At 62.4% G+C, this 24,716-nt stretch carries 19 protein-coding genes and 15 tRNA genes; 7 read left to right on the top strand and 27 right to left on the bottom strand.

The genetic code is table 11. The features are described 5' to 3' along the window. Positions 1–710: 710 nt before the first annotated feature. A protein-coding gene (locus IPV69_RS16820; RefSeq protein ID WP_449272146.1) for an IS3 family transposase occupies positions 711–1,849 on the bottom strand; the annotation gives its coding sequence in 2 pieces (ribosomal slippage) (positions 711–1,591 and positions 1,591–1,849; 1,140 coding nt in all). A gap of 329 nt (positions 1,850–2,178) precedes the next feature. On the opposite strand from IPV69_RS16820, the gene IPV69_RS16815 reads away from it, so the two are divergent. From IPV69_RS16815 to IPV69_RS16805, 3 genes are all read left to right on the top strand, one after another. After that, positions 2,179–3,327: an efflux RND transporter periplasmic adaptor subunit gene (locus tag IPV69_RS16815; protein WP_206290835.1), complete on the top strand. Its 1,149-nt coding sequence runs from the start codon at positions 2,179–2,181 to the stop codon at positions 3,325–3,327. A gap of 88 nt (positions 3,328–3,415) precedes the next feature. Continuing rightward, positions 3,416–6,505, top strand: a complete 3,090-nt coding sequence (locus tag IPV69_RS16810) for an efflux RND transporter permease subunit (protein WP_206290834.1) — start codon at positions 3,416–3,418, stop codon at positions 6,503–6,505. Positions 6,506–6,659: 154 nt separating this feature from the next. Beyond that, positions 6,660–8,558, top strand: a complete 1,899-nt coding sequence (locus IPV69_RS16805) for a transketolase C-terminal domain-containing protein (RefSeq protein ID WP_206290833.1) — start codon at positions 6,660–6,662, stop codon at positions 8,556–8,558. 79 nt (positions 8,559–8,637) lie between these two features. Here IPV69_RS16805 and IPV69_RS16800 read toward each other — a convergent pair whose 3' ends face one another. Then, positions 8,638–9,141 (bottom strand): class III extradiol ring-cleavage dioxygenase family protein, encoded by a 504-nt coding sequence (locus IPV69_RS16800; protein WP_206290832.1) that lies wholly within the window; start codon positions 9,139–9,141, stop codon positions 8,638–8,640. A gap of 74 nt (positions 9,142–9,215) precedes the next feature. Continuing rightward, complete coding sequence (locus IPV69_RS16795; protein ID WP_206290831.1) at positions 9,216–9,554, bottom strand: hypothetical protein; 339 nt, start codon at positions 9,552–9,554, stop codon at positions 9,216–9,218. Between the two features lie 297 nt (positions 9,555–9,851). Here IPV69_RS16795 and IPV69_RS16790 point away from each other — a divergent pair, with 297 nt between their 5' ends. Next, entirely contained in the window at positions 9,852–10,280 is a 429-nt protein-coding gene (locus IPV69_RS16790) for a hypothetical protein (RefSeq protein WP_206290830.1), read from the top strand. Between the two features lie 16 nt (positions 10,281–10,296). Further along, positions 10,297–10,779, top strand: coding sequence for a hypothetical protein (locus tag IPV69_RS16785; RefSeq protein ID WP_206290829.1), 483 nt, complete (start codon positions 10,297–10,299; stop codon positions 10,777–10,779). Here IPV69_RS16785 and IPV69_RS16780 read toward each other — a convergent pair. Together IPV69_RS16780 and IPV69_RS16775 are read right to left on the bottom strand one after the other, a co-directional pair. Beyond that, positions 10,751–11,548 (bottom strand): hypothetical protein, encoded by a 798-nt coding sequence (locus IPV69_RS16780; RefSeq protein ID WP_206290828.1) that lies wholly within the window; start codon positions 11,546–11,548, stop codon positions 10,751–10,753. The genes IPV69_RS16785 and IPV69_RS16780 overlap by 29 nt on opposite strands. A gap of 40 nt (positions 11,549–11,588) precedes the next feature. Beyond that, the gene (locus IPV69_RS16775; RefSeq protein WP_206290827.1) at positions 11,589–12,368 is read right to left on the bottom strand and encodes a hypothetical protein; all 780 of its coding nucleotides are present in this window, start codon (positions 12,366–12,368) and stop codon (positions 11,589–11,591) included. A gap of 188 nt (positions 12,369–12,556) precedes the next feature. On the opposite strand from IPV69_RS16775, the gene IPV69_RS16770 reads away from it, so the two are divergent. Next, complete coding sequence (locus IPV69_RS16770) at positions 12,557–13,858, top strand: molybdopterin molybdotransferase MoeA (RefSeq protein ID WP_206290826.1); 1,302 nt, start codon at positions 12,557–12,559, stop codon at positions 13,856–13,858. A gap of 60 nt (positions 13,859–13,918) precedes the next feature. After that, on the top strand, positions 13,919–14,050 hold the full coding sequence (locus tag IPV69_RS27600) for a hypothetical protein (protein ID WP_261361973.1): 132 nt from the start codon (positions 13,919–13,921) through the stop codon (positions 14,048–14,050). A gap of 35 nt (positions 14,051–14,085) precedes the next feature. Here IPV69_RS27600 and IPV69_RS16765 read toward each other — a convergent pair whose 3' ends face one another. The 22 genes from IPV69_RS16765 to IPV69_RS16660 all read right to left on the bottom strand — a co-directional run bounded on the left by IPV69_RS16765 (position 14,086) and on the right by IPV69_RS16660 (position 24,661). Beyond that, the gene (locus tag IPV69_RS16765) at positions 14,086–14,460 is read right to left on the bottom strand and encodes a hypothetical protein (protein WP_206290825.1); all 375 of its coding nucleotides are present in this window, start codon (positions 14,458–14,460) and stop codon (positions 14,086–14,088) included. 21 nt (positions 14,461–14,481) lie between these two features. Further along, a complete protein-coding gene (locus IPV69_RS16760) occupies positions 14,482–14,751 on the bottom strand; it encodes a hypothetical protein (RefSeq protein WP_206290824.1) in 270 nt (89 codons plus the stop codon). Between the two features lie 53 nt (positions 14,752–14,804). Beyond that, on the bottom strand, positions 14,805–16,049 hold the full coding sequence (locus tag IPV69_RS16755) for an MFS transporter (protein ID WP_206290823.1): 1,245 nt from the start codon (positions 16,047–16,049) through the stop codon (positions 14,805–14,807). Between the two features lie 217 nt (positions 16,050–16,266). Then, positions 16,267–17,487, bottom strand: a complete 1,221-nt coding sequence (locus IPV69_RS16750) for a glycosyltransferase (RefSeq protein WP_206290822.1) — start codon at positions 17,485–17,487, stop codon at positions 16,267–16,269. A 119-nt stretch (positions 17,488–17,606) separates the two neighbouring features. Beyond that, a complete protein-coding gene (locus IPV69_RS16745) occupies positions 17,607–18,533 on the bottom strand; it encodes a type II secretion system protein (protein ID WP_206290821.1) in 927 nt (308 codons plus the stop codon). Between the two features lie 217 nt (positions 18,534–18,750). Next, positions 18,751–18,823: transfer RNA gene (locus tag IPV69_RS16740), tRNA-Trp, on the bottom strand. 31 nt (positions 18,824–18,854) lie between these two features. Then, a tRNA-Tyr gene (locus tag IPV69_RS16735) sits at positions 18,855–18,940 on the bottom strand. A gap of 17 nt (positions 18,941–18,957) precedes the next feature. Further along, positions 18,958–19,028, bottom strand: a tRNA-Glu gene (locus IPV69_RS16730). A 108-nt stretch (positions 19,029–19,136) separates the two neighbouring features. Beyond that, positions 19,137–19,207: transfer RNA gene (locus IPV69_RS16725), tRNA-Met, on the bottom strand. A 14-nt stretch (positions 19,208–19,221) separates the two neighbouring features. Continuing rightward, a tRNA-Thr gene (locus IPV69_RS16720) sits at positions 19,222–19,294 on the bottom strand. 15 nt (positions 19,295–19,309) lie between these two features. Continuing rightward, a tRNA-Phe gene (locus tag IPV69_RS16715) sits at positions 19,310–19,382 on the bottom strand. Positions 19,383–19,453: 71 nt separating this feature from the next. Beyond that, positions 19,454–19,525: transfer RNA gene (locus IPV69_RS16710), tRNA-Asp, on the bottom strand. 26 nt (positions 19,526–19,551) lie between these two features. Next, positions 19,552–19,635: transfer RNA gene (locus tag IPV69_RS16705), tRNA-Ser, on the bottom strand. A gap of 121 nt (positions 19,636–19,756) precedes the next feature. Next, positions 19,757–19,837 (bottom strand) — tRNA-Ser (locus IPV69_RS16700). A gap of 75 nt (positions 19,838–19,912) precedes the next feature. Then, a tRNA-Arg gene (locus IPV69_RS16695) sits at positions 19,913–19,985 on the bottom strand. A gap of 89 nt (positions 19,986–20,074) precedes the next feature. Next, positions 20,075–20,147 (bottom strand) — tRNA-Lys (locus IPV69_RS16690). Positions 20,148–20,175: 28 nt separating this feature from the next. Then, a tRNA-Lys gene (locus tag IPV69_RS16685) sits at positions 20,176–20,248 on the bottom strand. A gap of 53 nt (positions 20,249–20,301) precedes the next feature. Next, a tRNA-Arg gene (locus tag IPV69_RS16680) sits at positions 20,302–20,374 on the bottom strand. An 8-nt stretch (positions 20,375–20,382) separates the two neighbouring features. Continuing rightward, positions 20,383–20,478 (bottom strand) — tRNA-Arg (locus IPV69_RS16675). A 50-nt stretch (positions 20,479–20,528) separates the two neighbouring features. Then, a tRNA-Ile gene (locus IPV69_RS16670) sits at positions 20,529–20,602 on the bottom strand. A gap of 208 nt (positions 20,603–20,810) precedes the next feature. Then, entirely contained in the window at positions 20,811–21,038 is a 228-nt protein-coding gene (locus IPV69_RS16665; protein ID WP_206290820.1) for a hypothetical protein, read from the bottom strand. Between the two features lie 212 nt (positions 21,039–21,250). Next, positions 21,251–24,661, bottom strand: a complete 3,411-nt coding sequence (locus tag IPV69_RS16660; protein ID WP_206290819.1) for an efflux RND transporter permease subunit — start codon at positions 24,659–24,661, stop codon at positions 21,251–21,253. Positions 24,662–24,716: the final 55 nt, after the last annotated feature.

The following is a 24,716-nucleotide window of genomic DNA, read 5'->3' as shown; positions in this document are numbered from 1 at the left end:
GCTGCCACATTTGGCACCGCGGCGATCCATGGTTCCTCTGCCCCTGCCGGGGCAGGGCGCGATGTAGACCCTTAACCACGGGTTCCACGCCGACGGCTTCGCCGCCGCCGCTCCACCCGTGGCAAGCATCCGCGGCCCCGTCGGGGCCGGAAGACGCCTGACGATGGGCGTGACCAGTGTTCCGGGCGGAAATCGGCGATATTAGAACATTGACCAAACATCCGATGTTCGTATAATGTTCTCACCAGCAGCCTAGTCGGCTGCGTGGTGTCATGCGCGGAACAACCCCCGCTCATGAGGTGCTCCCCGCGACGCGGGAGCGTCCGGCAATCCGGTTTCGTTCGGACGCTCGGGTTCGTTCGGCGTTGTCGTCTCGGGTTCGTTCGGCAGACAAGCCGCGGGCGCAGCGTACCCGCGAAGCCCCGGGTCCGGAGTTTCGGTTCCTGGAGCAGCCTTGGGTTCGTTTGGCGTTGTCGTCTCGGGTTCGTTCGGCGAAGCCGTGTCAGATTCGTTCGGCAGTCCGCGCCTGGTGATTCGATGTTCGATGTTGGGCGTTCGATGTTCGATGTTTGCGTTCAGCCTCGGGTTCGTTCGGCCAAACGAGAACGCATGGGAACGCGGCTCTGCCACAACCCCCTCCCTAACCCTCCCCCGGCGTACCGGAGGAGGAGACAGGTGGCCTTCCCCACGTTTGGTGGGCGCGGGTTGGGTTAACTGCGGCTCGCCTCGAACGATTCGGGGCTCTGATAGCCTAACGTGCTATGCAGCCGCTTTCGATTGTAGAACACCTCGATGTACTCAAAGATCGACTGCCGGGCCTCCGCCCGCGTCGCATACCTCGTCCCTTCCATCAGCTCGCTCTTGAGCGTGCTCCAGAAGCTCTCCATCGTCGCATTGTCCCAGCACTCGCCCGGATCGCTCATGCTCACCACCATCCCGTGCGATTGTAACAAATGCTGGTAGTCCTCCGACGCGTACTGTACTCCTCGGTCGCTATGGTGCAGCAGGCCCTTGCAAGGCTGCCGCTGCGCGATCGCCATCTGCAACGCCTCGGCCACCAGCTCCGTACGCATGTGCTGCGTCATCGACCAGCCGACGATCTTCCGCGAGTACAGATCCAGCACGCCCGCCAGGTAAAGCCAGCCCTCAGCGGTTTCGACGTAGGTGATGTCCGCCACCCACTTGCGGTCCGGACCCTCGGCGGCGAACTGCCGGTCCAGTACGTTCGTCGCCACCGGCTGCCCGTGCCCGCTGTCGGTCGTACGCGGCACGAAACGACGCCGACCTTTGGCTCGGATCTGCGCCTGCTTCATGATGGCAGCGACCGTGTTCTCACACACGCTTTGACCCTCGCTTTTGAGCACCTGGTAGATCCGCGGGCTGCCGTACACCTGGCGGTTGGCCTCGTGCACGTCGCGGATCCGCACGAGCAGTTCCTGACGCCGACGCTGTCGCTCGCTGTCGGCACGACACCTCCAGGCGTAGAAGCCCGAGCGCGTGACCGACAACACCCGGCAACACGCTGCCAGCGGATAGTCGTCGAGCGTGCTGGCAATGAAGGCGAACCTCACTCCTGCTGGCTGGCAAAGAACGCCGTCGCTTTTTTTAGGATCTCACGCTCCATTCGCAAACGCGCGTTTTCGGTGCGCAGCTGCTGCAGCTCTTTGGCCATCGCCGCCGGCGAGGCCGAGTCGGGATCGGCCGTGTACTTCTCGATCCATTCGCGGATGCACTTGGGATCGACGCCGAGGTCCTTAGCCGCCTGCATTACCGATCGGCCCTGCTGGTGCACCAGCTTGACGGCACCCAGCTTGAACTCACGAGTGAACTTCCTACGACGCATGGCCAGCTCCTTCGGCAGGAGGGTATCCTGCCCAGTGAGCGCCCACCAAACGTGGGGAAGGCCAAGGAGGCGATCTCGGGTTCGCTTGGCGATCTCGCCTCGGGTTCGTTCGGCACGGTTTACGCCCGCCGCACTCGCCGGGGATCGCCCGCAAAGTCTCGCTCGAACGTCAGTGATATCCGGCCGGCACTGGCGGCGTTAAAACAGTTGTTTGACATCGGTCGCCGGTGCAGCCTATGTTCAGTGCCGGCAGCGCGCAAACTCCCGTCAGAGCGCGGGCTGGTATTCCCGGCTACAAACGTAATCTCGATTTATAGAAGGACTAAGGACAAAAGATGACTCCTGGCCGACTGATCGGATCGATCGCGCTGGTATTGAGCGTCGTCCTCCTGGGCGCCGCTCTTGCCGTGTGGAAGTACACCTCGATCCAGGCTGCTGCCGAGGTGACCATGCCCGAGCCGGCCGAGTCCGTCGCCGCCGCCATCGCCGCCACGCAACCGCACCAGCGGTCCACGACGGTCATTGGCACGATGATGGCGCTGCGATCGGTATCGCTTAAGAATGAGATCGCCGGCACGGTCCGCCAGGTCAACTTGGCACCGGGTAAGATCGTCGAAAAGGACGACTTGTTGGTCGCAATGGACGTGTCGGTCGAGCAGGCGGAGCTGAACGCCGCCGAGGCCCAGTCGAAGCTCGCCGAGGCGATGCTCGTGCGTATCAAGAACATGAATGACTCGCTCGCCGCCAGCGCCACGGAGCTGGACAAGGCCCGCGCCGAACGTGACGTCGCCCTGGCGCAGATCGCCAAGGCCAAGGCGGTCATCGCGCGGCGGACGATCCTCGCGCCGTTCCGGGCGAAAATCGGTTTGTCGGACGTCCACGTGGGGCAGTACCTGGAGGAAGGGACGTTGCTGACCACGCTCCAAGGGGTGGACGAATCGGTTCACGTAGACTTCTACGTCCCCCAGCGCTACGCAGCCGGGCTGAAACAAGGTGATCGTGTCGAAATCATCGCGCAGGCAAGCGAAACACCGATCCCCGCGACGATCGTAGCGACGGACGCCCGGGTGGACCCGACGACGCGAAACGCCGCCGTTAGAGCTCTGATCGCCGACGCGTCGAAGGCGCCATCGCCGGGCTCGTCGGTCCGGGTCCGCGTCTTTGTGGGGCCGCAGACCGATGCCGTCTTTGTCCCCGCCAGCGCGCTGCGAAAGGGTCCGGCCGGAGACCACGTGTTCGTCCTGGTGACCGATGACAAAGGCGTCACCCGCGCCAAGACGCGCCCGGTCCAGAGCGGCGACATGATGGGAGATGCCGTCATGATCCGCAAAGGGCTCGTCGCCGGTGAACGGGTGGCGGCGGCGGGATCGTTCAAGCTTCGCGAATCGGCAATGGTCATCGTCGTGCCCGATGTCCCCGGAAGCGGCCCGGCCACTCTGCCGGCCACCGTGCCCACTACGCTCCCGACGGCTGAAGTTCGCTGATTTCCTCTTGCGACGCGTCAACGCTGAACGCCGCAGTCCGACGTACTTGCCCCTGCCTCTTTAAGCGGTTTGCCCACATTCAATCCTCATGCGCGCTTTCACCGACATCTTCATCAAACATCCCGTCCTGGCGGTGGTGGTCAATCTCGCGATTGTCCTGGTCGGCTGGCGGGCGCTGACCAAGCTGCCCGTGCAGCAGTACCCCAAGCTCGAAAGCTCGTCGATCGTCATCACGACGCTCTACTACGGTGCATCGGCCGAGACGATCCGCGGCTACCTGACGACGCCGATCGAAAAGGTCGTCTCGCAGATCAGCGGCGTGGATCATATCGAGTCCGTGAGCCGTGCCGGCATGAGCACCGTCACGATTCACCTGAAGCTGAACCACAGCAGCACGGCCGCGCTGGCCGAGGTCACCGCAAGGCTCCAGCAGGTTCGATCGGAACTGCCGCAGGAAGCCGAGCCCCCCGCGGTCGAAGTGCAACGGGCCGACCGCCCTTATGCCAGCTTTTACCTGAGCTTCACCTCGACCGAGCGGGACGTTCCGGCGCTGACCGACTGGCTCCTGCGCAACCTTCAGCCGCAGTTCTCGACGATTGACGGCATTCAGCGGGTCACCATCGAAGGCGGCCGGCAGATCGCGATGCGCGTCTGGATTGATCCCGACCGCCTGGCCGCGCTGAACCTGTCGCCCGGCGACGTCCATTCGGCGCTCCAGCGGAACAACTACATCGCAGCCGTCGGCCAGACCAAGGGCAACCTCGTCCAGATCAACCTGCTGGCCAACACCGACCTTCGCTCGACCGACGAGTTCAGCGATCTGATCGTCGCCAACCGCAAAGGCGCGATCGTTCGGCTGAGCGATGTGGCAACCGTGGAACTGGGCGCCGAAGAGGCGGATCTTGTCGCCAAGTACAACGGCAAGGAAGGCGTCTACCTCGGCATCTGGCCGCAGGTCGGAAGCAACGAGATCGACGTCGCCAGGAATCTGAATGCCGAGATGGAACGCGTCCGCCTCACGCTACCCAAAGACATGGACATGCGGATGGCGTGGGACGGCACCCGGTTCATGCAGAACGCGATCAAGGAGATCACCAAGACGCTGATCGAGACGATCCTCATCGTCGGCTTGGTCGTCTACCTGTTCCTGGGTTCGGTCCGTACGGCGCTGGTGCCGCTGGTGGCGATGCCGGTTTCGCTGGTCGGTGCCGCCGTGCTGATGTACGTGCTGGGCTTCAGCCTGAACCTGCTGACGATCCTGGCGATCGTGCTGTCGGTCGGGCTGGTGGTGGACGACGCGATCGTGGTGGTCGAGAACGTGGAACGGCACGTGCGCGAGGGAAGAACGCGCCGCCAGGCCGCGCTGCTTGGTGCCCGCGAACTCATCGGCCCGGTGATCGCGATGACGATCACGCTCGCCGCGGTATACGCGCCGATCGGCTTCCAAGGCGGCCTGACCGGGTCGCTGTTCCTGGAGTTTGCGATCACGCTCGCGGCGGCGGTGGTGGTGTCGGGCTTCGTCGCGCTGACGCTGTCGCCGATGATGAGCTCCTACTTCGTCCACGCCGCCGGCAAGGAAGGCCGCCTCACCGCCCTTGTAAACCGCGGCTTCGACGCGGTCCGCCGAACCTACGGCCGACTGCTGAACGGCGCGCTGGCGATCCGCTGGGCCGTGGTCATTGTCGCCCTGCTGATTACCGCGGCGGCCTGGCCCTTCTACATGATGTCACGGCGTGAGCTGGCCCCGGTCGAAGATCAGAGCCACATCAGCCTGTTCCTGCAGGCCTCGCCGGACGCTTCGCTGCCTTCGACCAATCGCCAGTCGCTCAACATCGTCAACTCGGTCACTCACTTTCCCGAGGCCGAGTACATGTGGTCGATGACCGGCAACTGGGGCGGCTTCGGCGGGATGGTTGCCAAGGACTGGAAGAGCCGTAGCCGATCCACCGAGGAGATGTACGGCGAGGTGTATGGCATCGTCTCGCAGACGCCGGGACTGCAGGTGCACCCCCGGCTCGATCCGCCGCTGCCCACCCCGGGGCAGTTCGACGTCGAACTGGTGTTACAGAGTGACGCCCCGCCGGAGCAGATGCAGGAAGTCGTCGGCAAGGTGATCGCGGCCGGCTTCCAGAGCGGCAAGTTCCTCTATGTCGATACCGATCTGAAGATCGACCTGCCGGAGGCCCGCGTCACGATCGACCGCGAGCAGGTCGCCGACCTGGGCCTGGACCTGGCCGGCGTCGGGCAGGAACTGGGTACCCTGCTGGGCGGCGGGTACGTCAACCGTTTCAACTTCTACGACCGTAGTTACAAGGTCATCCCACAACTCGGCGAGGCGGGCCGGACTTCGGTCGGCCCCCTGCTGGACCTGAAGATCAAGACGCCCGGCGGATACCTCGTGCCGGTGTCCACGTTCACCAGTATCGAGACGACGACCGCACCGCGAACGCTCAACCGATTCCAGCAGCGAAACGCGGTGAAGATCTTCGGCGGCGTTCAGCCGGGCATCACCAAAGAGCAGGGCCTGACCGTCCTGGAAGACGCCGCCAGGGCTTCGGCCAGCAATGGTGTTTACATTGACTACGCCGGCGAATCCCGCCAGATCCGCAAGGAAGGCGGCGCGCTGGTCGTCACCCTCGGGTTTGCCGTCGTGCTGATTTACCTGGTGCTGGCGGCGCAGTTCCGCAGCTTCCGCGATCCGCTGATCGTGCTGCTCGGGTCGGTCCCGCTGGCGATCTCCGGCGCGCTGGTGTTCAGCTTCCTCGACCTGACGACGATCAACATCTACTCGCAGGTCGGCCTGATTACGCTGGTGGGCCTGATCGCGAAGAACGGCATCCTGATCGTCGAGTTCGCCAACACCCTACAGGAGCGCGGCCTGAGCAAGATGGCGGCGCTGCACGAGGCATCGTGCACCCGGCTTCGGCCGGTGCTGATGACGTCGGCCGCGACGGTGTTCGGGCACTTCCCGCTGGTGCTGGTGAGCGGCCCCGGTGCCGCGGCCCGCAACAGCATCGGCATCATCCTGGTCGCCGGGATGATTGTCGGGACGATCTTCACGCTGTTCGTGGTGCCGGTCTTCTATTCGCTGATCGCGACAACGCACGTGAAACACGAAGAGGAAGAGGCCGAGGAGAAGGTTGTGATCCCCAATGCGATGCTGACCCCGACGGCGTGAAGATGGGTTGGGGAGACGCGGCGATACAGGGACGACATGATGGGGTAGTCGAGTGATGGCGCGGTTACGACCCCCGCCATCGCACGACCCCGTCACGTTTCCTTAATCCCCCGGCTTGCCAGTATCCCCGAATCCGACGATATTCCGAGACACTATGCCCGACACCTTCCCCATCGATCTCAAAGCCATCAAGCCCCTGAAGCTCGACCCCAAGCAGTCGAAGCTGACGCCGGCCCAGCTGGCCGACCTTAAGCACAACATCCAGCTCTGCCGCGACGCGATCGTGTTCTTCACGGCACTGGCCGGGGCCAAGGGCCTGAGCGGGCACTCCGGCGGTGCGTACGACACCGTGCCGGAAGTCTGCATCATCCGCGGGTTCATCGAAGGCGGCGCGCCGATCGTCCCGATCTTCTGGGACGAGGCCGGCCACCGCGTCGCGACGCAATACCTGCTGTCGGTCCTCGAAGGCGCGATGCCCGCCGAGAAGCTGCTCCACTACCGCGAGTACAACCAGCACCTGCCCGGCCACCCCGAGCGCGGGTTCACGCCGGGCGTGAAGTTCAGTTCCGGCCGGCTCGGGCACGTCTGGGCGATGGCCAACGGCTTGGCGATGGCCAACCCCGGCAAGGCCGTGTTCATGCTGGGCTCCGACGGCTCGCAGATGGAAGGCGACAACGCCGAGGCCGCCCGTCTTTGCGTCGCCAGGAACCTTAACCTCAAGGTCCTGCTCGACGACAACAACGTCACCATCGCCGGTCACCCCAACGACTACATGCCCGGCTACGACCTGACCAAGACCCTCGCCGGCCACGGCCTGGCGACGGAAACGGTCATGGGCGAAGACTTCGAAGCCCTCTACACCGACCTGGCCCGCGCCTTCTCGACCGACGGCCCGCGCGGCCTGGTCATCAAGCGGCCGATGGCTCCGGGCATCGAGGGCGCTGAAGGCAACCCCCACGCCCACGAAGTGCTGAAGGTCGAGACCGCGGTGAAGTATCTCGAGAAGCACGGCCACACCGCCGCGATCGAGATGCTTAAGACCGCCAAGGCCGACAAGAGCCCGCTGACGTTCAAAGGCAGCAGCGGCGTCGGCAAGAACCGCGACGACTTTGGCAAGATCATCAACAGCATCCTCGAAGGCCTGACACCCGAGCAGCGCGTCGCGACCGTAAAGGTGTTCGACAACGACCTGGAAGGCTCCTGCGGCCTGGTGCACATCCGCAAGAAGTTCCCCGAGGTGTTCGTCTCGGCCGGCATCATGGAGCGCGGCAACTTCTCCGCCGCCGCCGGCTTCGGCTTCGACAAGGGCCGCCAGGGCATCTTCGCCACGTTCAGCGCGTTCCTGGAGATGTGCGTCTCCGAGATCACGATGGCCCGCCTGAACCACTGCAACGTGCTCGCCCACTTCAGCCACAGCGGCGTGGACGACATGGCGGATAACACCTGTCACTTCGGCATCAACAGCATGTTCGCCGACGGCGGCCTCGATCACGAGCAGGCCGACAACACCCGCCTCTACTTCCCCGCCGACCAGCACCAGTTCGCGGCATGCGTAAAGAAGATCTACGGCGAAGCGGGCCTGCGATTCGTCTTCAGCACCCGCTCGCCGGTCCCCGACATCCACAAGGAAGACGGCACGCCCTTCTACAAGGACAAGCCGTTCACGACGGCCGACGATGTCATCCGCGAAGCCAACGGCGGCGGCTACGTCGTCGCGTTCGGCGAGACGCTCTACCGCGCTCTCGACGCCGTCATCCGCCTGCAGGAGCAAGGCGTGAAGGTCGGCCTGATTAACAAGGCGACGCTGAACGTCTGGGACGAGACGACGATGAAAAAGCTCGCCGCCGCGCCGTTCGTGCTGGTGGCGGAGGGATACAACGTCAAGACGGGTTTAGGCAGCCGCTTCGGCAGCGGCCTGCTGAAGTACGGCTTCAAGGGCAAGTTCAACAACATCGGCACGCACAAGGAAGGCTGCGGCGGCCTCTGGCAACAGATGGGCCATCAGGGCCTGGACTCGGCGGGGATTGAGAGGGCGATTAAGGCGTTGGTGTAATCGCGTGATTTCCGACGACCCCGGAAGCGAAGCCCGCGGTTCCAGCCGCGGGCTTCCTTTTGCGCCATGGCAATCGTCGTCAAGAATTGCATCGACTCAAGGGGAGGCCTCTTCTGTCACGGTAGCAATGTAGATCGAACTTCCCGTCATGCTCAAGGTCGCGATAGCCCGGTGGCAGAATGGGACCAAAGACGTGAAACGGCGGGTAACCTTCGTGCTTGTGATAGAGGTGGGAGTCGACGTCGGTGAATCGCCCGCAGCATCGCAACTCTGAGTACAGGAACTTTCCCTCCACTTCGTACGGCGTGATGTCGATCCACTCGGGAATCCTGCCCTCCCGCCACAAGCGCTCGACTACTTCGTCGGCAGACCGTGGCGTACGGACGTCGGTCTGAGACGTGTCGTGATCGGGGAACAGATGCTCCCCTGGGGCGAGGGGATTACCATCGAAGGAACTGTTCAGGATGACGAAGTACCTGTCTCCCGTCGGGAGTTGATTCCAACAAAAGCGTTCGATGTTCTTTCGAACGGCAGCGATGCCAAGCTCAAGATGCTGAGCAAACTGTTCACGAGATAGTGACATGAGTGTTGATTCGCCCAGCACGCCCGACTTCCGATGCGTGGTGATGGTTGACCTCGAAACTGACAACAATTCGACTATGCGAGCTGCGCATCTGATCTCGCAGCGCGAAGCACGACGTTTACCTCGTCACCCAGCGGCGTGCTTCGGATACGACCGAGATAGTCGCTTTCGTAGATTACCACACCTGCATGAAGCGCGACGCCGATGACTCTGAATCGCTCGTCCCGTTGACGCAGTTCGCGGACCGCAACAACCACTGCCTCGGCACGTGCGAGCTTTTTGGGCTTGAAGAACAGGATCCAACACGATGGGGGCACGTACTCGGAATAGTCCGATCGAGCGGTTGAGACAATTGCCTTCAGTGCTGGAAAAGTGTCGTTATCTAACCCCGGCGGGTATTGGATTGCGACCATGGCGAGTGAGTCTTGTCGAGCCTTTAGCATGAATACCTGCACTGCTGGGAGGTCAAGATGGCAATGTCAGATTCGGCGCATCTGTCCCACTGTACAACTTGGGCGAATCCTTGGCTTGGACTCGGCGAGGATTGAAAAGGCGATTGAGGCGCTGGTTAGAAGCGTGACTTCCGATGCTCAATCCGCGTAGACCGCGCATGGTGGCCCGAAACATCTTGGCATTCGTCCATTCGCGAGATACGCTTTCCAGCAGGCTGTACGGGCAAAAACAGGGGGACATTCTGCAACGGAGATCCGATGTCACGGCACTCAATCCTGTTGGGCGTTGTATTGATCGGGCTGTTCGGGCTTCCCACCTTTGCCGCCGATGAGCCGGCCAAGGAAAACGCCGCCGCCAAGGCCGGGCTGAAGGAAGAGGTCATCAAGACCTGGATGGAGAAGCAGTACACCGAAATGGGGAAGTACGAAACGAAAAAGGAAACGCTGGAATACGCTTCCATTCGCTACGGCGAGCCGAGGGAGGGCAACTCGCTCGGCGACGGCGTTCCGGACAACAAGAAGACGACCGTGTATCCGATCAAGATCAGTTTCACGCACGTCACCAGCTGGCCCAAGGAGGGCAAGACGCGGAAGGAAACGGTCGAGTGCACGATCGTCGCATTCAAAGACGACTTCGGCGACTGGACGTACCGCATCAAGGAGAACAAGGTCGAGCCGGTGAAATGATGCGAGGTTCGGCTGGGTGACTGATGATTCCAGTGACCGGAAGAAGATCCCGATGACCGCCGCTGCGACGGAGAAGATGCTGCGCGTGCTGCTGAAAGCCAGCGGCCTGGTATTGATGCTCGCGCTGCCCGCGGCCCTGATGCCGACGTCGTGGATGCAGCGGACCAACGATCTGCTGCTGCACCAGCCACTAGCCGCGACGCCGCTGGCGGAATACCTGACGCGATCGCTGTCGGGGCTGTACGCGAGCCTCGGCCTGGTGACATGGTTCCTCGCGACCGACGTCCGCCGGTACGCGCCGGTGATCGCGTGTAAGTCAGTCGCGGGGATGCTCTTCGCGATCGGCATCTTCGTCCTCGACCTGTCGATCGGCTTGCCCTGGTACTGGACGGCGGTTGAAGGGCCGGGGATTTTCGTGCTCTGCGCCGCGGGATTGTTCCTGGCGCGGCGAGTGGGCCGGTCGGCAACAATCAGTCCCACCACATCCGGAACCCATTGATGGCCTTGAAGTATGCGCCGATGGCGGCTGGATAGTCTGCCATCTCGGGAATGTTCGCGTCCTGCGGCACAGGCAGGCCCTTGCGCTCCAGTGCACCCACTGCAACGTCCATGATTTCGGAGTTCGTCTCGAACACGATCCGGCCAATCTCCATCGCTTGGTCCGAGGTGAGTCGTTTCATCGCTTTTGCGTGAAGACCGGCAGGGTCGGCGAAGACGATCGCGAAGGGGGCGATCTGAAGAATATCGCTCGCCGCCTTTTGCACGGCCTGCCATGGCATATCGAAGCGAAGCCGTGCGTCCGTGGGTCTCTGCGTTTGGGCGAGGAACTCAAGCATGTACTGCTTCAAGGGACCCTCCTCCATCGCTTCAGCAGTGGCTCGCATTGCGTCGGCCGGGGGCGGCACGTTGTGCGATCCCACCTCGCAAAACTCCACAATGTCGAGAACGGTGGCATCTGGCATGGCAATAACCATGGATCCGCTCGGCGGCATGTTTTGTTCCGTATCCGGGTCGTCTGGATCGATCTCAACGCCCCCTGCATAGTGGCCTGGCGCGACTTGGAACATCGATTGACCCACCAACAACGGAACGCCATTCTCGTAACAGTCCCGCCAATGATCCCTGACAAGCCTCCTCGCCAACCGACGGTCGACATCGCCCGGAAAGAATCGCCGCCAAGCTTTGCGCTTCTGGCGGCCGATCAGGTAGTCAAACGCTTCGGCGTCTTGGCCAAGAACTGCGCGGATGAGACGCTCGTCAGCAGGCATACCCTACTCATATAGATCGAGGCAACTTGCCGTTGTCTCTCTAGTTGGACGCCTGCAGTCCCTTCCCCTTGCAGTCGGCACACGCGATTCTGCCGTCCTTGCATCCCGTGCACGCCGGGCCGGTGAACCCGACGCCGCGGCACGGCTTGCATTGCAGTTGCCCTTTGCCGAAGCACGTTGAGCAATCGACCTTGCTGGTTCGGGTGCAGATGGGGCAGTCGCCTTTGGACACGTAGCCTTCGTTGGTGACCTCGAAGAGTTCGCCCAGATGGTTCTCGGTTTTCCACTGGATGCGCCCTTTGGCCAGACGCCATTCGCGCATCCACTGGCCATCCTTCATCACCCAGGTGCCCACCGAACGCTTGAGGCATGCACCGGGGCAGTCAACCTTTCCCTTGTCGCACTTGGCGTTGGTGCATTTGCCGACGGCACCGACGCCCTTGCAAGCCACGCACTCTTTTCGCTTCTCAGGATCGATGCCCTTTCCTTCGCAAACATCGTGCGCGATCGTGCGGTCACCCGTGCAGGCACCGCAGAGGCGATCCTGGAACTTGGCCTTCCACATTGGAATGGCGTGCTGGCGATTTAAGCCGTTGCTGACCGACACGACGTCCTTCCAGTCCAGCGAAACGCCGTCCTTCTTGCCGGTGGGAAGCAGGATCAGCCGGTCATGATCGGCCGACAGCATCTCTCCGGTGACTGAGGTTCCGTCCAACTTTTTGACGGTAATGGGCGCTGACGTAGGACCGGCAGCCGTCGCCCAGCAGGCGAGCAACAGGCCGATGACGGCAACACGCGCGACTCGTACAGTTCCTGTCATATGAATCCCCGTAAAGGTGGTCAATGCGTGCAAGCGTGGCAGGGCGAACGCTACCACCGGTTCGGATCGTGGGTCAACTGCAAAACAATAGATCACATTGGGCAACGGATCACATTGGCGAAGCATCCGCGGTGCCGTGCTCGGGGTCCCGTTTGACCGCCATGCGGCCGGCGTCGATCATTCCATTCGTGCCAACACCCGCTGATCCCGATGTCTCGGCGTTGCTTTCCGTCCGGCAGGCGATCGACATCCTCGACGCCGAGCCGGTGGTGCCGCGGATTGTCCGGCTTCCCCTGGGCCGTTGTCGCGGGTTGCGGCTGGCGCAGGATGTGGTCAGCGACCGCGACTATCCCCCCTTCGACAAGAGCCTGATGGACGGCTACGCCGTTCGTGCAAAAGACATCGCTGCCGCTCCGGTCGATCTGCCCGTCGTCGGCGTGATTCCGGCCGGGCATTGGCCGGAGCATCCGCTCGAGCCCGGCGAGACGATGGCGATCATGACCGGCGCCCCGATGCCGGCGGGCAGCGATGCGACGGTCCCGGTGGAGCAGACGCAGGAACTTGGGGCCGAAGGCGACGTCGGGAGGGTGCGCATCCTGACGTCGGTCGCGGCGGGATATGCCGTCGCCCGGCAGGCCAGCGACATGGCTGCCGGCCGTATCGTGCTCGCCCGCGGGTCGATCGTTGACGCTCCCGCGATCGCGGTCGCGGCAAGCGTGGGGGCCGCCGAGTTGGAAGTCTACGCCCGGCCGCGCGTCGCCATCCTTGGCACCGGCGATGAGATTATCCCGATCGACCAGGCTCCGACGCAGTCGCAGATTCGAAACTCCAACAACCCGATGCTCGTCGCGCTATTGGAGCGGCTCGGGTGCGATGTGACTGATCTGGGAATCGTCGCCGACGACGAGGAACGGATTCGTGCATCCGTCCAGCAGGGGCTTGGGTTTGATGCTCTGTTTGTCACCGGCGGCATGAGCATGGGGCAGTTCGACTTCGTCCCCAAGGCGCTTGTGGAACTCGGCGTGACGCTGAAAATCACCAAGGTGCGGGTGAAGCCGGGCAAGCCGTTTGTATTTGGCGTGGGTGGCGGCGAAGGCCTTCGTGCCTCCGTTCCTGATGCCTCCGTGCCTTCATCCCCGTTCGTCTTCGGCCTTCCCGGCAACCCGCTTAGTGCGTTCGTCTGCACCTTGCGATTGGCGTCGCGCGTCATCGTCCGGATGTCCGGCGGAATGCCGCAGGACCGATGGCTCACGGGCAGGCTCGACGTCGGGTTGCCCGCCAACGGGCCGCGGGAGTTTTACCAGCCGGTGATGTACCGGCAGCCCGGTGGCCTGACCAGCCGACAGAACGAACTGCCGTCCATTGAACCGCTGGCGTGGAAAGGCTCGGCCGACGTTTTCACGCTTGCGCGGGCCAATGCTTTGCTCGTCCGGTCTGAAAACGAACCCACGCTGCCGAAAGGAACGATGGTGCGGGTGCTGGAGATTTGATGAAGCCGCGGTCGCCGTTGCGGCGTCAGTCAGAATGAGCGAATCACTGGAGATCGACCAATGCGACTTCGATGGACACACTTTGTTCTGGTCACGCTATGCGCCGCGATGGCGTTCGGCGGTTCCTTCACCTGCACCGCCAGCAGCGGGGACGATGAAGACGACCAACCGCCGGCGACGCAGACGTCGTGAAATCGCTGCAAAATCGTGGCGACATGTCACTCATATTAAGGTGACAACCGTGCCGGCGAAGGCTGGGGCAAGCCAGACCAGTGCTTGGCGCGGGCCACAACATCACTCAACCACGGCCAGCGCGAATCACTCAGGGCGAGTTCCAGAATCGTGAATATCTCGACTTCGAGCTCGCTGCCGATTCTGACCCATGCCGTCGATTCCTCACGCTCGTGAGTTGCGCCGAAGAAAAGTCGTCCGAGAGCGGAATCAAATCCAATGTCGAAGCATTCATTGGTCGCATCGACCACCGATACGTAGCTCCCACCGCAACGCCACTGGTCGGCATCAATGACTTGAAATGGCCGGATGGCGTGCGCTGGCCAAGTCGACATTTCGGGGAAACCGGGGATGTTGCGCTCGTCAGCCACCGTCGTAGCCTCGCTGCGTTCTTAGGAAGCACGCTTTTTCTTCGAAGCTGGCTTCGGAGGATCGATATCGATGAACTCGACCATATGGCTGAGGGCCACAGTCCTCCACCGATTCACGATGTAGTAGCCGTGCTCCCCGACAACCGATTCAACCGGCATGATGGCGCTCGTTGGTCCGACGACGACCGTGTTGGGGTCGAGCACGTCCATTGATGAGTTGTTCGACAACTTCAGCCTGAAGGGCTGGAAGGGCTGATCGTGAAGCTTGTTGAGTAAGTCGCGATCGGTCATGACCGTGCGATCTTATCCCCATCGCCACTCCGCATTCAACCGGAAATCGATGCCTACGCAGGCTCGGCCGCCGCCGCCTCGGCCGCGGGCTCGGGCGTGACGGGCCGGCCGGCTTGGCGCTTCAACATGTACGTCCAGACGGCCATCGCCAGCGCTATGACTCCAGCGGTCACGAACTGACCGGTGTTTCGGAGCAACGGGTAAGTGAGACCGGCGACGATCGGGCCGGCGACGCGGGCAAGGCTCGACAGGCCGTGATAAACGCCAAACACCGTGCCCTGTTCCTTCGGGTCGGCGTACTTACTGAGCAGGGATGAAATCGCCGGCTGCTGAAGGCTGCGTCCGCCGGCGTTAACGGCACCGGCGAGCATGAGCAACGGAATGGTCGCCGCCCAGGCCGTACCGGTGAACGCGGCCATACCTGCAGCCACCAGCAAGGGGCCGAGGATCGCCAGCGGCCACTCGCCGTACTTCTTGGTCAGCCGTCCTACCAATCCACCCTGCACGATGATGATGCACAAGCCGAGCCAGCCGAAGAACAGGCCGGTGCCGAGGTTGTTCAGGCCGAAATGGGTATCGAGAAACAGGACCAGGGTGCTCTCCATCATCACGAAAGCGGCCATGATGAAGAACGAGATCACCAGAATCTGCACGATCACGCCGTTGCGGAAGATCGGCAGGAACTGGCGGGGATGAAGCCAAACCTGGGCTTCGGTCGGCTTGTGCGATCGTGTTTCGCGGAGGGTCCGCCAGGAGAGCACGGCGGCGAGCGTCGCCAGGGCCATCGCGACCCACGCCGGCAAAGCCGAGCCAAAGTTCGGCGACACCCAGAGTCCGCCGAAGTGGCTGAGCACCGCGCCCATCGCCGGTCCGAGCGAGAAACCAATCCCGAACGCCGCCCCGAGCATTCCCATGCCCTTGGCACGATTGGCGGGGGTTGTGACGTCGGCGACGTAGGCCTGCGCGGTGGAGATGTTGCCGCCGGTGAAGCCGTCGATGATCCGAGACGCATACACGATCGTCAGCGTCCAGACGCCGGCCCACGGCGCAAAACCTAGCATCAGGTAACCAACCGCGCTGCCAAGTTGCGAAACGACGAGCACCGGCCGGCGGCCCCAGCGATCGCTGAGCGCCCCGAGGATCGGTGCCCCGATGAACTGGCAGATCGAGTAAATCGCGAAGATCAGGGTGACCTTCAGCGCGTGTTCCTTGTACTCGGGCACGTATCGCGGAAGCAGCGGGAGGATGATGCCGAACCCCAGAAAATCCATGACCGCGATAAGGAAAATCGCGAACATGGCACCCTTGGGCGGCTCCGGGGGAGCCGCCCAAGTCGGGGGTTGTTCAGAATCCAAAAGCGGTTTCTTCGCGTCAGCGGCTGGTTCGGACATCAGGCCGGGAGTTATAGCATCAGGGCGCGGGAAGGGGTAACGGTGGCGCTCGCCCGGAAATGCTGAGCTCCAGTCCGGCCCGGTTCCTGACTACCGTTCAAAGGCGCGACGGCCCGGCCAGTCTCTACCCCCGCGCCGTCGACAAAGACTGATAAAGCAACTCGAATCGCCGGGGCACGGCGTCGCCGGCGAAGGTTGCTTCGACCCACGCTCGCCCCCGCGTGCAAAGCTGCCGTCGGTGAACTTCGTCCTGCAACATGGGGCAGATGGCGTCGGCCAGTGTCGCGGCGTCGGCCTGCTCGAGGATCACCGCACCGGCGTCCTGCAGTTCCGGCCAGATGTCCACGCCACGGGTCGTGATGACCGGCAAACCGCTGGCCATTGCTTCGATCAGCACGATCCCGAAGTTTTCCTGACTCGTCGGTAGCACGAATAGATGGGCCGATCGATAGAGGTCTGCTTTCTCCTGGCCGGACACCATGCCCGCAAAGGTGAACGCATGGCTCAGGCCGCGGTCCCGTACGCGTTCCTGCAGCAGCGACAGGTAGTCAGCGTCGGCGGGGCCGGCGACCGTCCAGCGGACGCCGGGCATTCGTTGCGCGACGATTGCCGCCGCATCGATCAGCCGCTCGACACCCTTTTTCGGATGAAGTCGGCTCAGGAGCAGCACGTGTCGGGTCCGGTCTAAAATCGGCGGCGAATCCGACAGCGGTGAACGCTGGTATACCGAAACATCCACCACGTACGGGATGACCGACGAGGGCGGCTCCCCGAGCCACGTTCCGGCCTGCGCCTGCTCGGCCGAGGCGGTGAAATGGACATGAACACCGACCGCGAGCGCTCGCCGTAGGAACAACCGCAGGAACAACTGCTTCTTTATGCCGCCCTGCTGCATGCACCAGTCATCGAGCATGCCGTGAGGCGTAACCACCGCAGGTACGCCACCGCGGCGGGCGGCCGCCAGTGCCTGAAGGTTGCACCACTCCCACACGCCGTGAACATGCAGCACATCCGCGCTCCCCACGAGCGAGGTCATTTCGCGGTGGCCGAGGCCCCTGCGAAACCGACGTCCCGGCGACGAATGCCGGGGGACGAAAACGACGGGCGTTCTACCGATGGGCATCAGGGCCAGTTCGGTGATGGATGTGGCGCGGGGCCATTCGACCGGGGCGTCGGCCGGGTCAAGCGTCAGCAGAGTGACCCGATGACCGAGATCGCTCATCGCCGATGCCAGATCGAGCACGGCCCGCACCACCCCTCCGCCGGCCGACAGGTGAAGCTCGTGCAATAAGTGGACGATGTGCAGCGGTCGCCGGGGCGGGATTGGGGTGGGTTCGAGCGACAATGCGCTGGCAGTATGCCTCACAAAAGCAGGCGATCAAGCTCGGCCCTTCCGGCCTGGCTTGACCGACTGGTGCTTTGGAGTTTCTCAGCCCTGGCAGGAATGACCACCAGACCGCGGCGTCAATTGGCACCGTCTGCCGGGTGCATCATGGCGTCGTATCGCTCGCGCGGCGCGCCATGAGCGCCCCCACCCTTGCCGGTCGTGGCGTCGGTACCATTGAAGCTGACGAAAATGTTGTCGCGCCAGGGCTTGTTGGGCACCGGTGGCCCACAGAAGGGCGACGTGACCCATTCCACGTGCCCGTCAACATACGCCACCTGCTGGCCCACCGTGAAATGGTTCACCGAGTTGGCCCGCTGCATGGTGCGCTGAGCCTCGTTGTACGTCACGGCGCGGGGATCCTGCGTCAGTCCCGTGACCGCCTGAAAGAGACCGCCTGTTCCGGGATTGATATCGGAGAAGATCGGGAAATCCGACGTCAACCCGAGCCGGAACTTGAACCCGTTGTTCTTGGCGTTGTTGTTGCCATAGGGTGCGGCGTAGCTGTAGGAGTTGAACTTGTTCATCGGCGTCGGGAAGTTCGAGTAGTTGTCGACGTCGCGCTTGACCAGCTGTCCCTCGTTCAGAGTAGAGCTCGGGCAGCGGAAGACATCGGGCGTAAGGTCGCCCATCTTGAGCAGCAGGAACATCGCCGAACCACAGTTGTTGGTGCCGACCGGGCCGGTTGGGTTGGCCTTGTCGAACGCATTCGCGGCGGGGGCATTGTTCCGCGAGCCCTGGCAGGTGTTGTCGATGTTCGCATCGCCCGGGTTCCAATAGGTCCGCGGGAAATCCCCCTTGTTCTGGTTGGCGTACATGATTGCGGCAAGTGCAAGCTGCCGGACGTTGCTCGCACATTTGATGCGATTGGCCTGCTCTCGGGCGCGATTCAAACTGGGCAGGAGGATGCTGATCAGCAGTGCGATAATCCCGATGACCACCAGCAATTCGACCAGCGTGAACCCCAACGAACGACCCCGGCCGTACGGAAAATGGCGTCGCGACATGGTACCTCCTGACAACAGACGCGCATCGCTGGCCACGATAGGGCCGTTAAGCATGCGACGTCACAAGGCGACGGAGGCAAGAGGCTTTGGATGTGATGGTGCGCCTCGAACTGCTACCGCCTACGTCAGAATATCGAACCGCGAGTTTCCGAGTCAAGCCACAAATGCGGCTTACCGTGGACGTTTCCGAAGTACCAAGGGACCTCTTCCGCAAAAGCACGCCGTGCAGGGATCGACCCTGCCGCTTCCCGATTTGGAGTCGCGCGTCCCACCATCGGAACCGACGGCGCGTACAGTTCATGCGGTACGACGACCTTGTGATGCGCAGGGAGGGATTCGAACCCCCGATCGTCCCGAAGGACTCCGGCTCTACAGGCCGGCGCGATGAACCGCTCCGCCACCTGCGCGTGTCGTGGCTTATTCATGCTCTCAGCGGGAGTTGAACCCGCGCCACCGGTTCGAAAGACCGGGGTCCTTCCGTTAGACGATGAGAGCTGCGCGTTGGAGGACGGAAGATGGAGGATTGGAGACTGACGATTGCCGATCGCACGCAAAAGCCATCCTCCCAGCTCGATCCTTCTCCGATCCACCGGTCAAACCACATGGGTGCGACTGGACTCGAACCAGCACCTTCGGCTTATGAGGCCGTCGCTCTGCCTTTGAGCTACGCACCGATCACACATCCAAGAGCCGCGAGCCGGGGTCGAACCGGCGACTTCCGCATTACGAGGGCGGCGCTCTCCCAACTGAGCTACCGCGGCATCAGTTCCAAACCATGGGCCGATCAGGAGTTGAACCTGTCCCTGCGGATCTTCAGTCCGCCGTGCATACCGCCTACACCAGCGGCCCGTATCCAGCGACGCCCGTCGCTTCTTCCGCACGGCGGTCCCCTCGTCCGCCGGCGGAACTGTTGAATCAAGCGGTCCGTGCGGGAATTGAACCCGCGGCCTTCCGGGTGACGACCGGGTGCTCTGCCACTGAGCTAACGAACCATGGCTTTCGCCTTGCACACGTTCAACGGAGGGTGGAGGAATCGAACCTCCCATCCCCAGGGGGGATTCCGCGTTAGCACCGCGGTGCATTACCACTCTGCCAACCCTCCGTAACCTGAGGCAGAATCGTCGGGTGATCGGATCGCACGCCCGCCGCCTCTGAACGACGGACGACCACACCGCGACAACCGACGACGCCTGGACCTCGACATCTCTGCGAGTTCGACAATGCGGAGGGTGAGGGAGTCGAACCCTCATGGCCGAAGCCGTCCGTTTTCGAGACGGGTGCCCTGCCGATTGGGCGTACCCTCCGTGCTGCCATCGAATGATGAACCATCGCAACTCATGGGAACGACTCCTATCTGACGCTGTACGGCGTCGCCACAGCGTTGCGGGAAGGGATCGAACCTTCACCCTCCGGCTTCGCAAGCCGGTGCTCATCCGGTTGAGCTTCCGCAACAGGTCTTTGAATCTGAGATCACCACAAAGAGACGGACGCTCGAAGGCCAGCCGCCCCCAGCGTTAGCGGCAAACGCTCGCCGCTCCTCATGCACCCGGCAGGATTCGAACCTGCACCCCACCGTTTAAGAGACGGCGGCTCAGCCGATTGAGCTACAAGTGCGACACGATCAACGCGACTTACCCTTTCATGCACCCGGCAGGAGTCGAACCTGCAACCCTCCGCTTAAAAAGCGGTGGCTCTGCCAGTTGAGCTACAAGTGCAACGCCATCAGATACAGTCATTTCATGGCGAACGCGACGCCACCGACGCCTCATACGCCTGGCAGGGATCGAACCTGCAACCCGCCGCTTAGAAGGCGGCGGCTCTTCCGGTTGAGCTACAGGCGCGACGGTACTGCGCCGGGGAGGATTCGAACCTCCGACCCACGGCTTCGAAGACCGCGGCTCTGATAAAGCATGGAAGCTTTATGTTTCCGCTGAGCTACCGGCGCGATATACAACTATGCACGACGCCAAATCGTGTGCCGACAAATGACTGTTCATGCGCCGTGGAGGATTCGAACCTCCGGCCTCTCGCTTATCAGGCGAGTGCTCAGCCGCTGAGCTTCCAGCGCAATAAGGCCACCACCGCCGGCGACCACCAGGGCCTGCCAGGCGCAGATCCGACGCCCAGGCCGCAGCAATGGGCGCAGACATCAGACGGCAACGCGACAGCACGAGGCCAAGACCAAGGGGCCAAGGTCCAAGTCACGCGGAGCTCTTCCAGGATTGAAAAAACAGATCTTTCAGCCGGGAAGAACTCCCGGCCGGACGAGGCGGGGAGCTATGCTCGATCAGACCACATGGTCTTGATTTCATTAAACTTACGTTCGCTATCGCGGGCGGCCGAGATTCGATCCGCCGAGAAATACGTGGCCGCGAATCCCGAATCGATCGATGTCCCTGCGGCCTGCACCTTCAGGCCCGAGGCCATGACACCACGTTCATCACGATAGCGCAGAACACCCTCGCTCGAACGCATATCTCGCGTTGAACGACAAGTGGCGAACATGGCTCGATTCGTGAACACGGAAGACAACTTTCCTCTTGCGAACTAACTCGTCGCGAAGCATCTCGCGAGGCACGACCCGCGAGCACTATCTATATCGGCACTTCTCTGCCGCGTCTAAGATTATTCCCAGAGCCATGCAGAATGCAAGTACAAAATCTGAAATTATATTATCGCTGCAGTCTTATCTACCTTCAAGTAATCACGCATCAATTTCACCGGACCGGCTGACCGAGTCGATCGGCGGATATCGGGAAGCCCGCCGCCGCGGCGTCCGATGAGGAGGACTTCGACTTTCGACGCCACCAGAGCGACAGGTCGTCGAACAGCGAGTATGCCACCGGCGTGATCAGCAGAGACAGCAGCAGGCTCAGCGCCTGCCCTCCAACGATGACCTTCGCCATCGACGCCCGGCTGCCCGCGCCCGGGCCCTCGCCCAGTGCGATCGGCACCATGCCGGCGATCAGCATCAGCGTCGTCATCAGGATCGGCCGTAGCCGGGTGCGGTTCGCTTCCATGATCGCCCAGAGCCGCGTCCGTTTTTCAATCCGCTGTGAGCCGACGAACCGCTCCCACCCATTCGGTGAAGGATGCGCGCCGCCGACAGACACCGCCTGCTGTCCTTCGGCGTTGACAAGACCGTACGGCGCCGGGACGACCGCTGCGTCTTCCTTCGCCCGGTCGCGAAGCACGTTGGTGTAATCGACCTGCAGAATGCCGTTCTTCTTCACGATGCCGAAAAGGAGAAACACGCCCAGGATCGAGTAAATGTTGAGCGCCTGACCCAGCAGGATCAGCGACAGCAACGCGAACGGAATCGTCAACGGCACGGCGAGCAGAATCGTGATCGGGTGAATGAAGCTCTCGAACTGCGCCGCCAGGATCATGTACATGAACACCAGCGACAGCACGAGCGCCACGCCGAACGCGTTGTTCGACTCTCCCTGTGTCTTGGCTCGCCCGCTGGCGATCAGTTCGTAGTCGGCCGGGGCCGGACCGAATGTGCCGTCAGCCCGCTTGTCCACCGTTTCGAACGCTTCGATAAACGCCTTGATCGCCTGATCCGTGCTGTACGCCGGTTTGCCATCGGTCGCCGGGGCGAGGTTGGCGACCAGTGTGATCTTTCGCTGCCGGGCGTATCGGTCGATCTGCGCCGGACCCGGATCTTCGTTCAACGACGCGACACTGCCGATCTTGATCAAGGCACCCTGGCGGGTTGATGGCACGGTCAGGTTGAAGATGGTCTGCTGGTTTCCAGCAAAGCCGATTCGGTCTGCGGGTCGCTCCAATGACTCTGCGTTGAAATCTCTCGCCCGCAGCCAGACGTCGTAGAGTTCTCCGACCTTCGGGTCCTTGTAGTCTGAAACCACCTCTCCGCCGACAAGCACTTGGAGTGTGCTGGCGATGGTTCGAACGTTCACGCCAAGATCGCTGGCCCGGTCTCGATCAATGTCCACCTGAATCTCGGGCTTGCGCAGAGCGAGCGTCGTATCGACGTCGGCCAGACCGGGATTCTGCCGCAGTTTCTCAATCAGCACGTCCGCATAGTCATTGAGTTTCTGCAACTCGGGCCCGACGAGGGTGAATTCGACGTCGGCGTTGACCGTGCCGCTGGCGATCGCCTGCGGCAACTGCACGCTCGATCGGACGTCCGGATGCCGGGCCATCAGCTTGCGGGCGCGGGCCATAACCTGCCATTGATCCCAGGTCTTGTTGTCGACCTTCTTGCGCCCGACCAGATCCTGCACCCGGACATAGATCGTGCCTTTGGTGACATCACCGGCGGCTTTGGAAACCCGACCGGTGGTGTCGCCGACCGTCGTCAGGACGTTGGTAATTTCGGGCCAGGTCCGCATCTCCTCTTCTATGCCTCGAAACAAGCCGTCGACCTGCTCCAGCGACCAGCCGGCCGGGGTGGTTATGGCAATCTCAAACTCGCTCTGGTCGTCCTTGGGAAGGAAGTCCTTGCCCACCAGGAAGAACAGCGGAACGATGCTGATGAATGTCACCACCGCCGCGAGCACAACGGCCCAGCGATGGCGCATCGACCACTGCAGGACCCACAAGTAGGGCCTCTCGACAAACCTGCCGTAGAACCCGCCGCTGTGATGAGCCGCGCCCAGTTCCTTCGCGTGCTTCGAGAGCTTGAGGAACCGCGAGCAGAGCATCGGCGTGAGTGTGAAGCTCACCAGCATCGACACCAGGATCGCGACCGCCGTCGTCACACCGAAACTGAAGAAGAACCGCCCCACCCGGCCGCTCATGAAGGCGATCGGCAGGAAGATGACCACGAGCGAAAAGGTCGTCGCCAGTACCGCCATCGCGATTTCCTTCGTCGCATAGAGCGACGCTTCGCGGGCGCTGTAACCCTTCTCTTCCATCCAGCGGAAGATGTTTTCGTGCACGACGACGGCGTCGTCGATCACGATGCCGACCGCCAGGACCAGCGCCAGCATCGTGATGTTGTTCAGCGTGAAGCCGAGCCAGTTCATCACCATGAACGTGCTGATGAGCGATACGGGAATGCTCGTCGCGGCGATCAACATGGTCCGCCAGTCGCGGAGGAACAGGAGAATCGTCAGTGCCACCAGGAATGCACCGATGACGAGATGGAATTTCACCTCGTGCAGCGACGATTCGATGAACCGCGACTGATCGCGGATCACCTGCATCGCGATGTCGCCGCGGCCGGTCTGTGCAAATGATGATTCGAGTGCTTCCAGGCGCTTTTTGACCGTCTGGATCACGGCGACGGTGTTCGTGCCGCTCTGCTTCTGTACCACCAGCAGGACGGCGTTCCGTCCGTCGAGCCGACCGAGCGAACGAGGCTCTTCGATACTGTCCTGGGCCGTGCCAATATCGCGGATGCGGATGGGCTGCCCCTTGGCGGCACCGACGATGACGTCATTGAAATCGCGCGAGTCGGTGATGCGTCCGCGCGTGCGCAGGATGAGTTCGGTCGTCCCCTGATCCACCCGTCCGCCCGGCAGTTCCAGATTCTGCGACGCCAGCGCCTGACGCACCTGCTCGATCGACAGGTGGTAGGCCTCCAGCTTGTTCGTATCGATCGACACCTGAATGGCCCGCTGCCGCCCGCCTACCAGCAGCACCTGGCCGACGCCGTTGAGCGCACTGAGCGAATCCTTGATCTGCTTGTCCGCGATCTCCGTGAGCTCTTTCAGGTCGCGGTCGGCGGAGATGGCGAGCGTGAGCACGGGGCTGGCGTCCACATCAAACTTGTCGACCACGGGCGTCTCGGTGCCGGTCGGCAGGCTGGAGAGGATGGTATTGATCTTGCCCTGCACCTCCTGCTGGGCGACGTCGCGGTTCTTCTCGAGTACGAACTGCACCGTGATGTTGGCGACACCCTCCCTGGTGGTGCTTCGAAGTTCTTCAATTCCCGAGACCGTGTTGACGACGTCTTCAATCTTCTTCGTTACGCCGGTCTCCATCTCTTCGACGCTCGCACCGGGGCGCGTCACCGAAACGGTGATGATCGGGAGATCGACATTGGGGAACAGGTCGGTCCCCATCCTGACGTAACTGAGCACGCCCACGACCACGGGGAAGAGAATCAGCATCGTCGTGAAGACGGGACGACGGATGCAAACTTCGGGGAGGGTCATACGGCGACCTCGAAACGTAGTGTTGTGCGGGATTCAGACGTCGGGGATCAGCGGA

Source organism: Humisphaera borealis (assembly GCF_015169395.1).
Classification (GTDB): Bacteria; Planctomycetota; Phycisphaerae; order Tepidisphaerales; family Tepidisphaeraceae; genus Humisphaera; species Humisphaera borealis.
The sequence above is the reverse complement of the archived record's forward strand: the minus strand, read 5'-3'. Positions and strand labels throughout refer to the sequence as shown.

Bases quoted from the DNA above. Each gene is read 5' to 3' on its own strand.
- IPV69_RS16815 (WP_206290835.1), top strand. From the start codon at position 2,179: ATGACTCCTGGCCGACTGATCGGATCGATCGCGCTGGTATTGAGCGTC.
- IPV69_RS16810 (WP_206290834.1), top strand. From the start codon at position 3,416: ATGCGCGCTTTCACCGACATCTTCATCAAACATCCCGTCCTGGCGGTG.
- IPV69_RS16805 (WP_206290833.1), top strand. From the start codon at position 6,660: ATGCCCGACACCTTCCCCATCGATCTCAAAGCCATCAAGCCCCTGAAG.
- IPV69_RS16800 (WP_206290832.1), bottom strand. From the start codon at position 9,141: ATGTCACTATCTCGTGAACAGTTTGCTCAGCATCTTGAGCTTGGCATC.
- IPV69_RS16795 (WP_206290831.1), bottom strand. From the start codon at position 9,554: ATGGTCGCAATCCAATACCCGCCGGGGTTAGATAACGACACTTTTCCA.
- IPV69_RS16790 (WP_206290830.1), top strand. From the start codon at position 9,852: ATGTCACGGCACTCAATCCTGTTGGGCGTTGTATTGATCGGGCTGTTC.
- IPV69_RS16780 (WP_206290828.1), bottom strand. From the start codon at position 11,548: ATGCCTGCTGACGAGCGTCTCATCCGCGCAGTTCTTGGCCAAGACGCC.
- IPV69_RS16775 (WP_206290827.1), bottom strand. From the start codon at position 12,368: ATGACAGGAACTGTACGAGTCGCGCGTGTTGCCGTCATCGGCCTGTTG.
- IPV69_RS27600 (WP_261361973.1), top strand. From the start codon at position 13,919: ATGCGACTTCGATGGACACACTTTGTTCTGGTCACGCTATGCGCCGCG.
- IPV69_RS16760 (WP_206290824.1), bottom strand. From the start codon at position 14,751: ATGACCGATCGCGACTTACTCAACAAGCTTCACGATCAGCCCTTCCAG.
- IPV69_RS16755 (WP_206290823.1), bottom strand. From the start codon at position 16,049: ATGTTCGCGATTTTCCTTATCGCGGTCATGGATTTTCTGGGGTTCGGC.
- IPV69_RS16745 (WP_206290821.1), bottom strand. From the start codon at position 18,533: ATGTCGCGACGCCATTTTCCGTACGGCCGGGGTCGTTCGTTGGGGTTC.
- IPV69_RS16665 (WP_206290820.1), bottom strand. From the start codon at position 21,038: ATGTTCGCCACTTGTCGTTCAACGCGAGATATGCGTTCGAGCGAGGGT.
- IPV69_RS16660 (WP_206290819.1), bottom strand. From the start codon at position 24,661: ATGACCCTCCCCGAAGTTTGCATCCGTCGTCCCGTCTTCACGACGATG.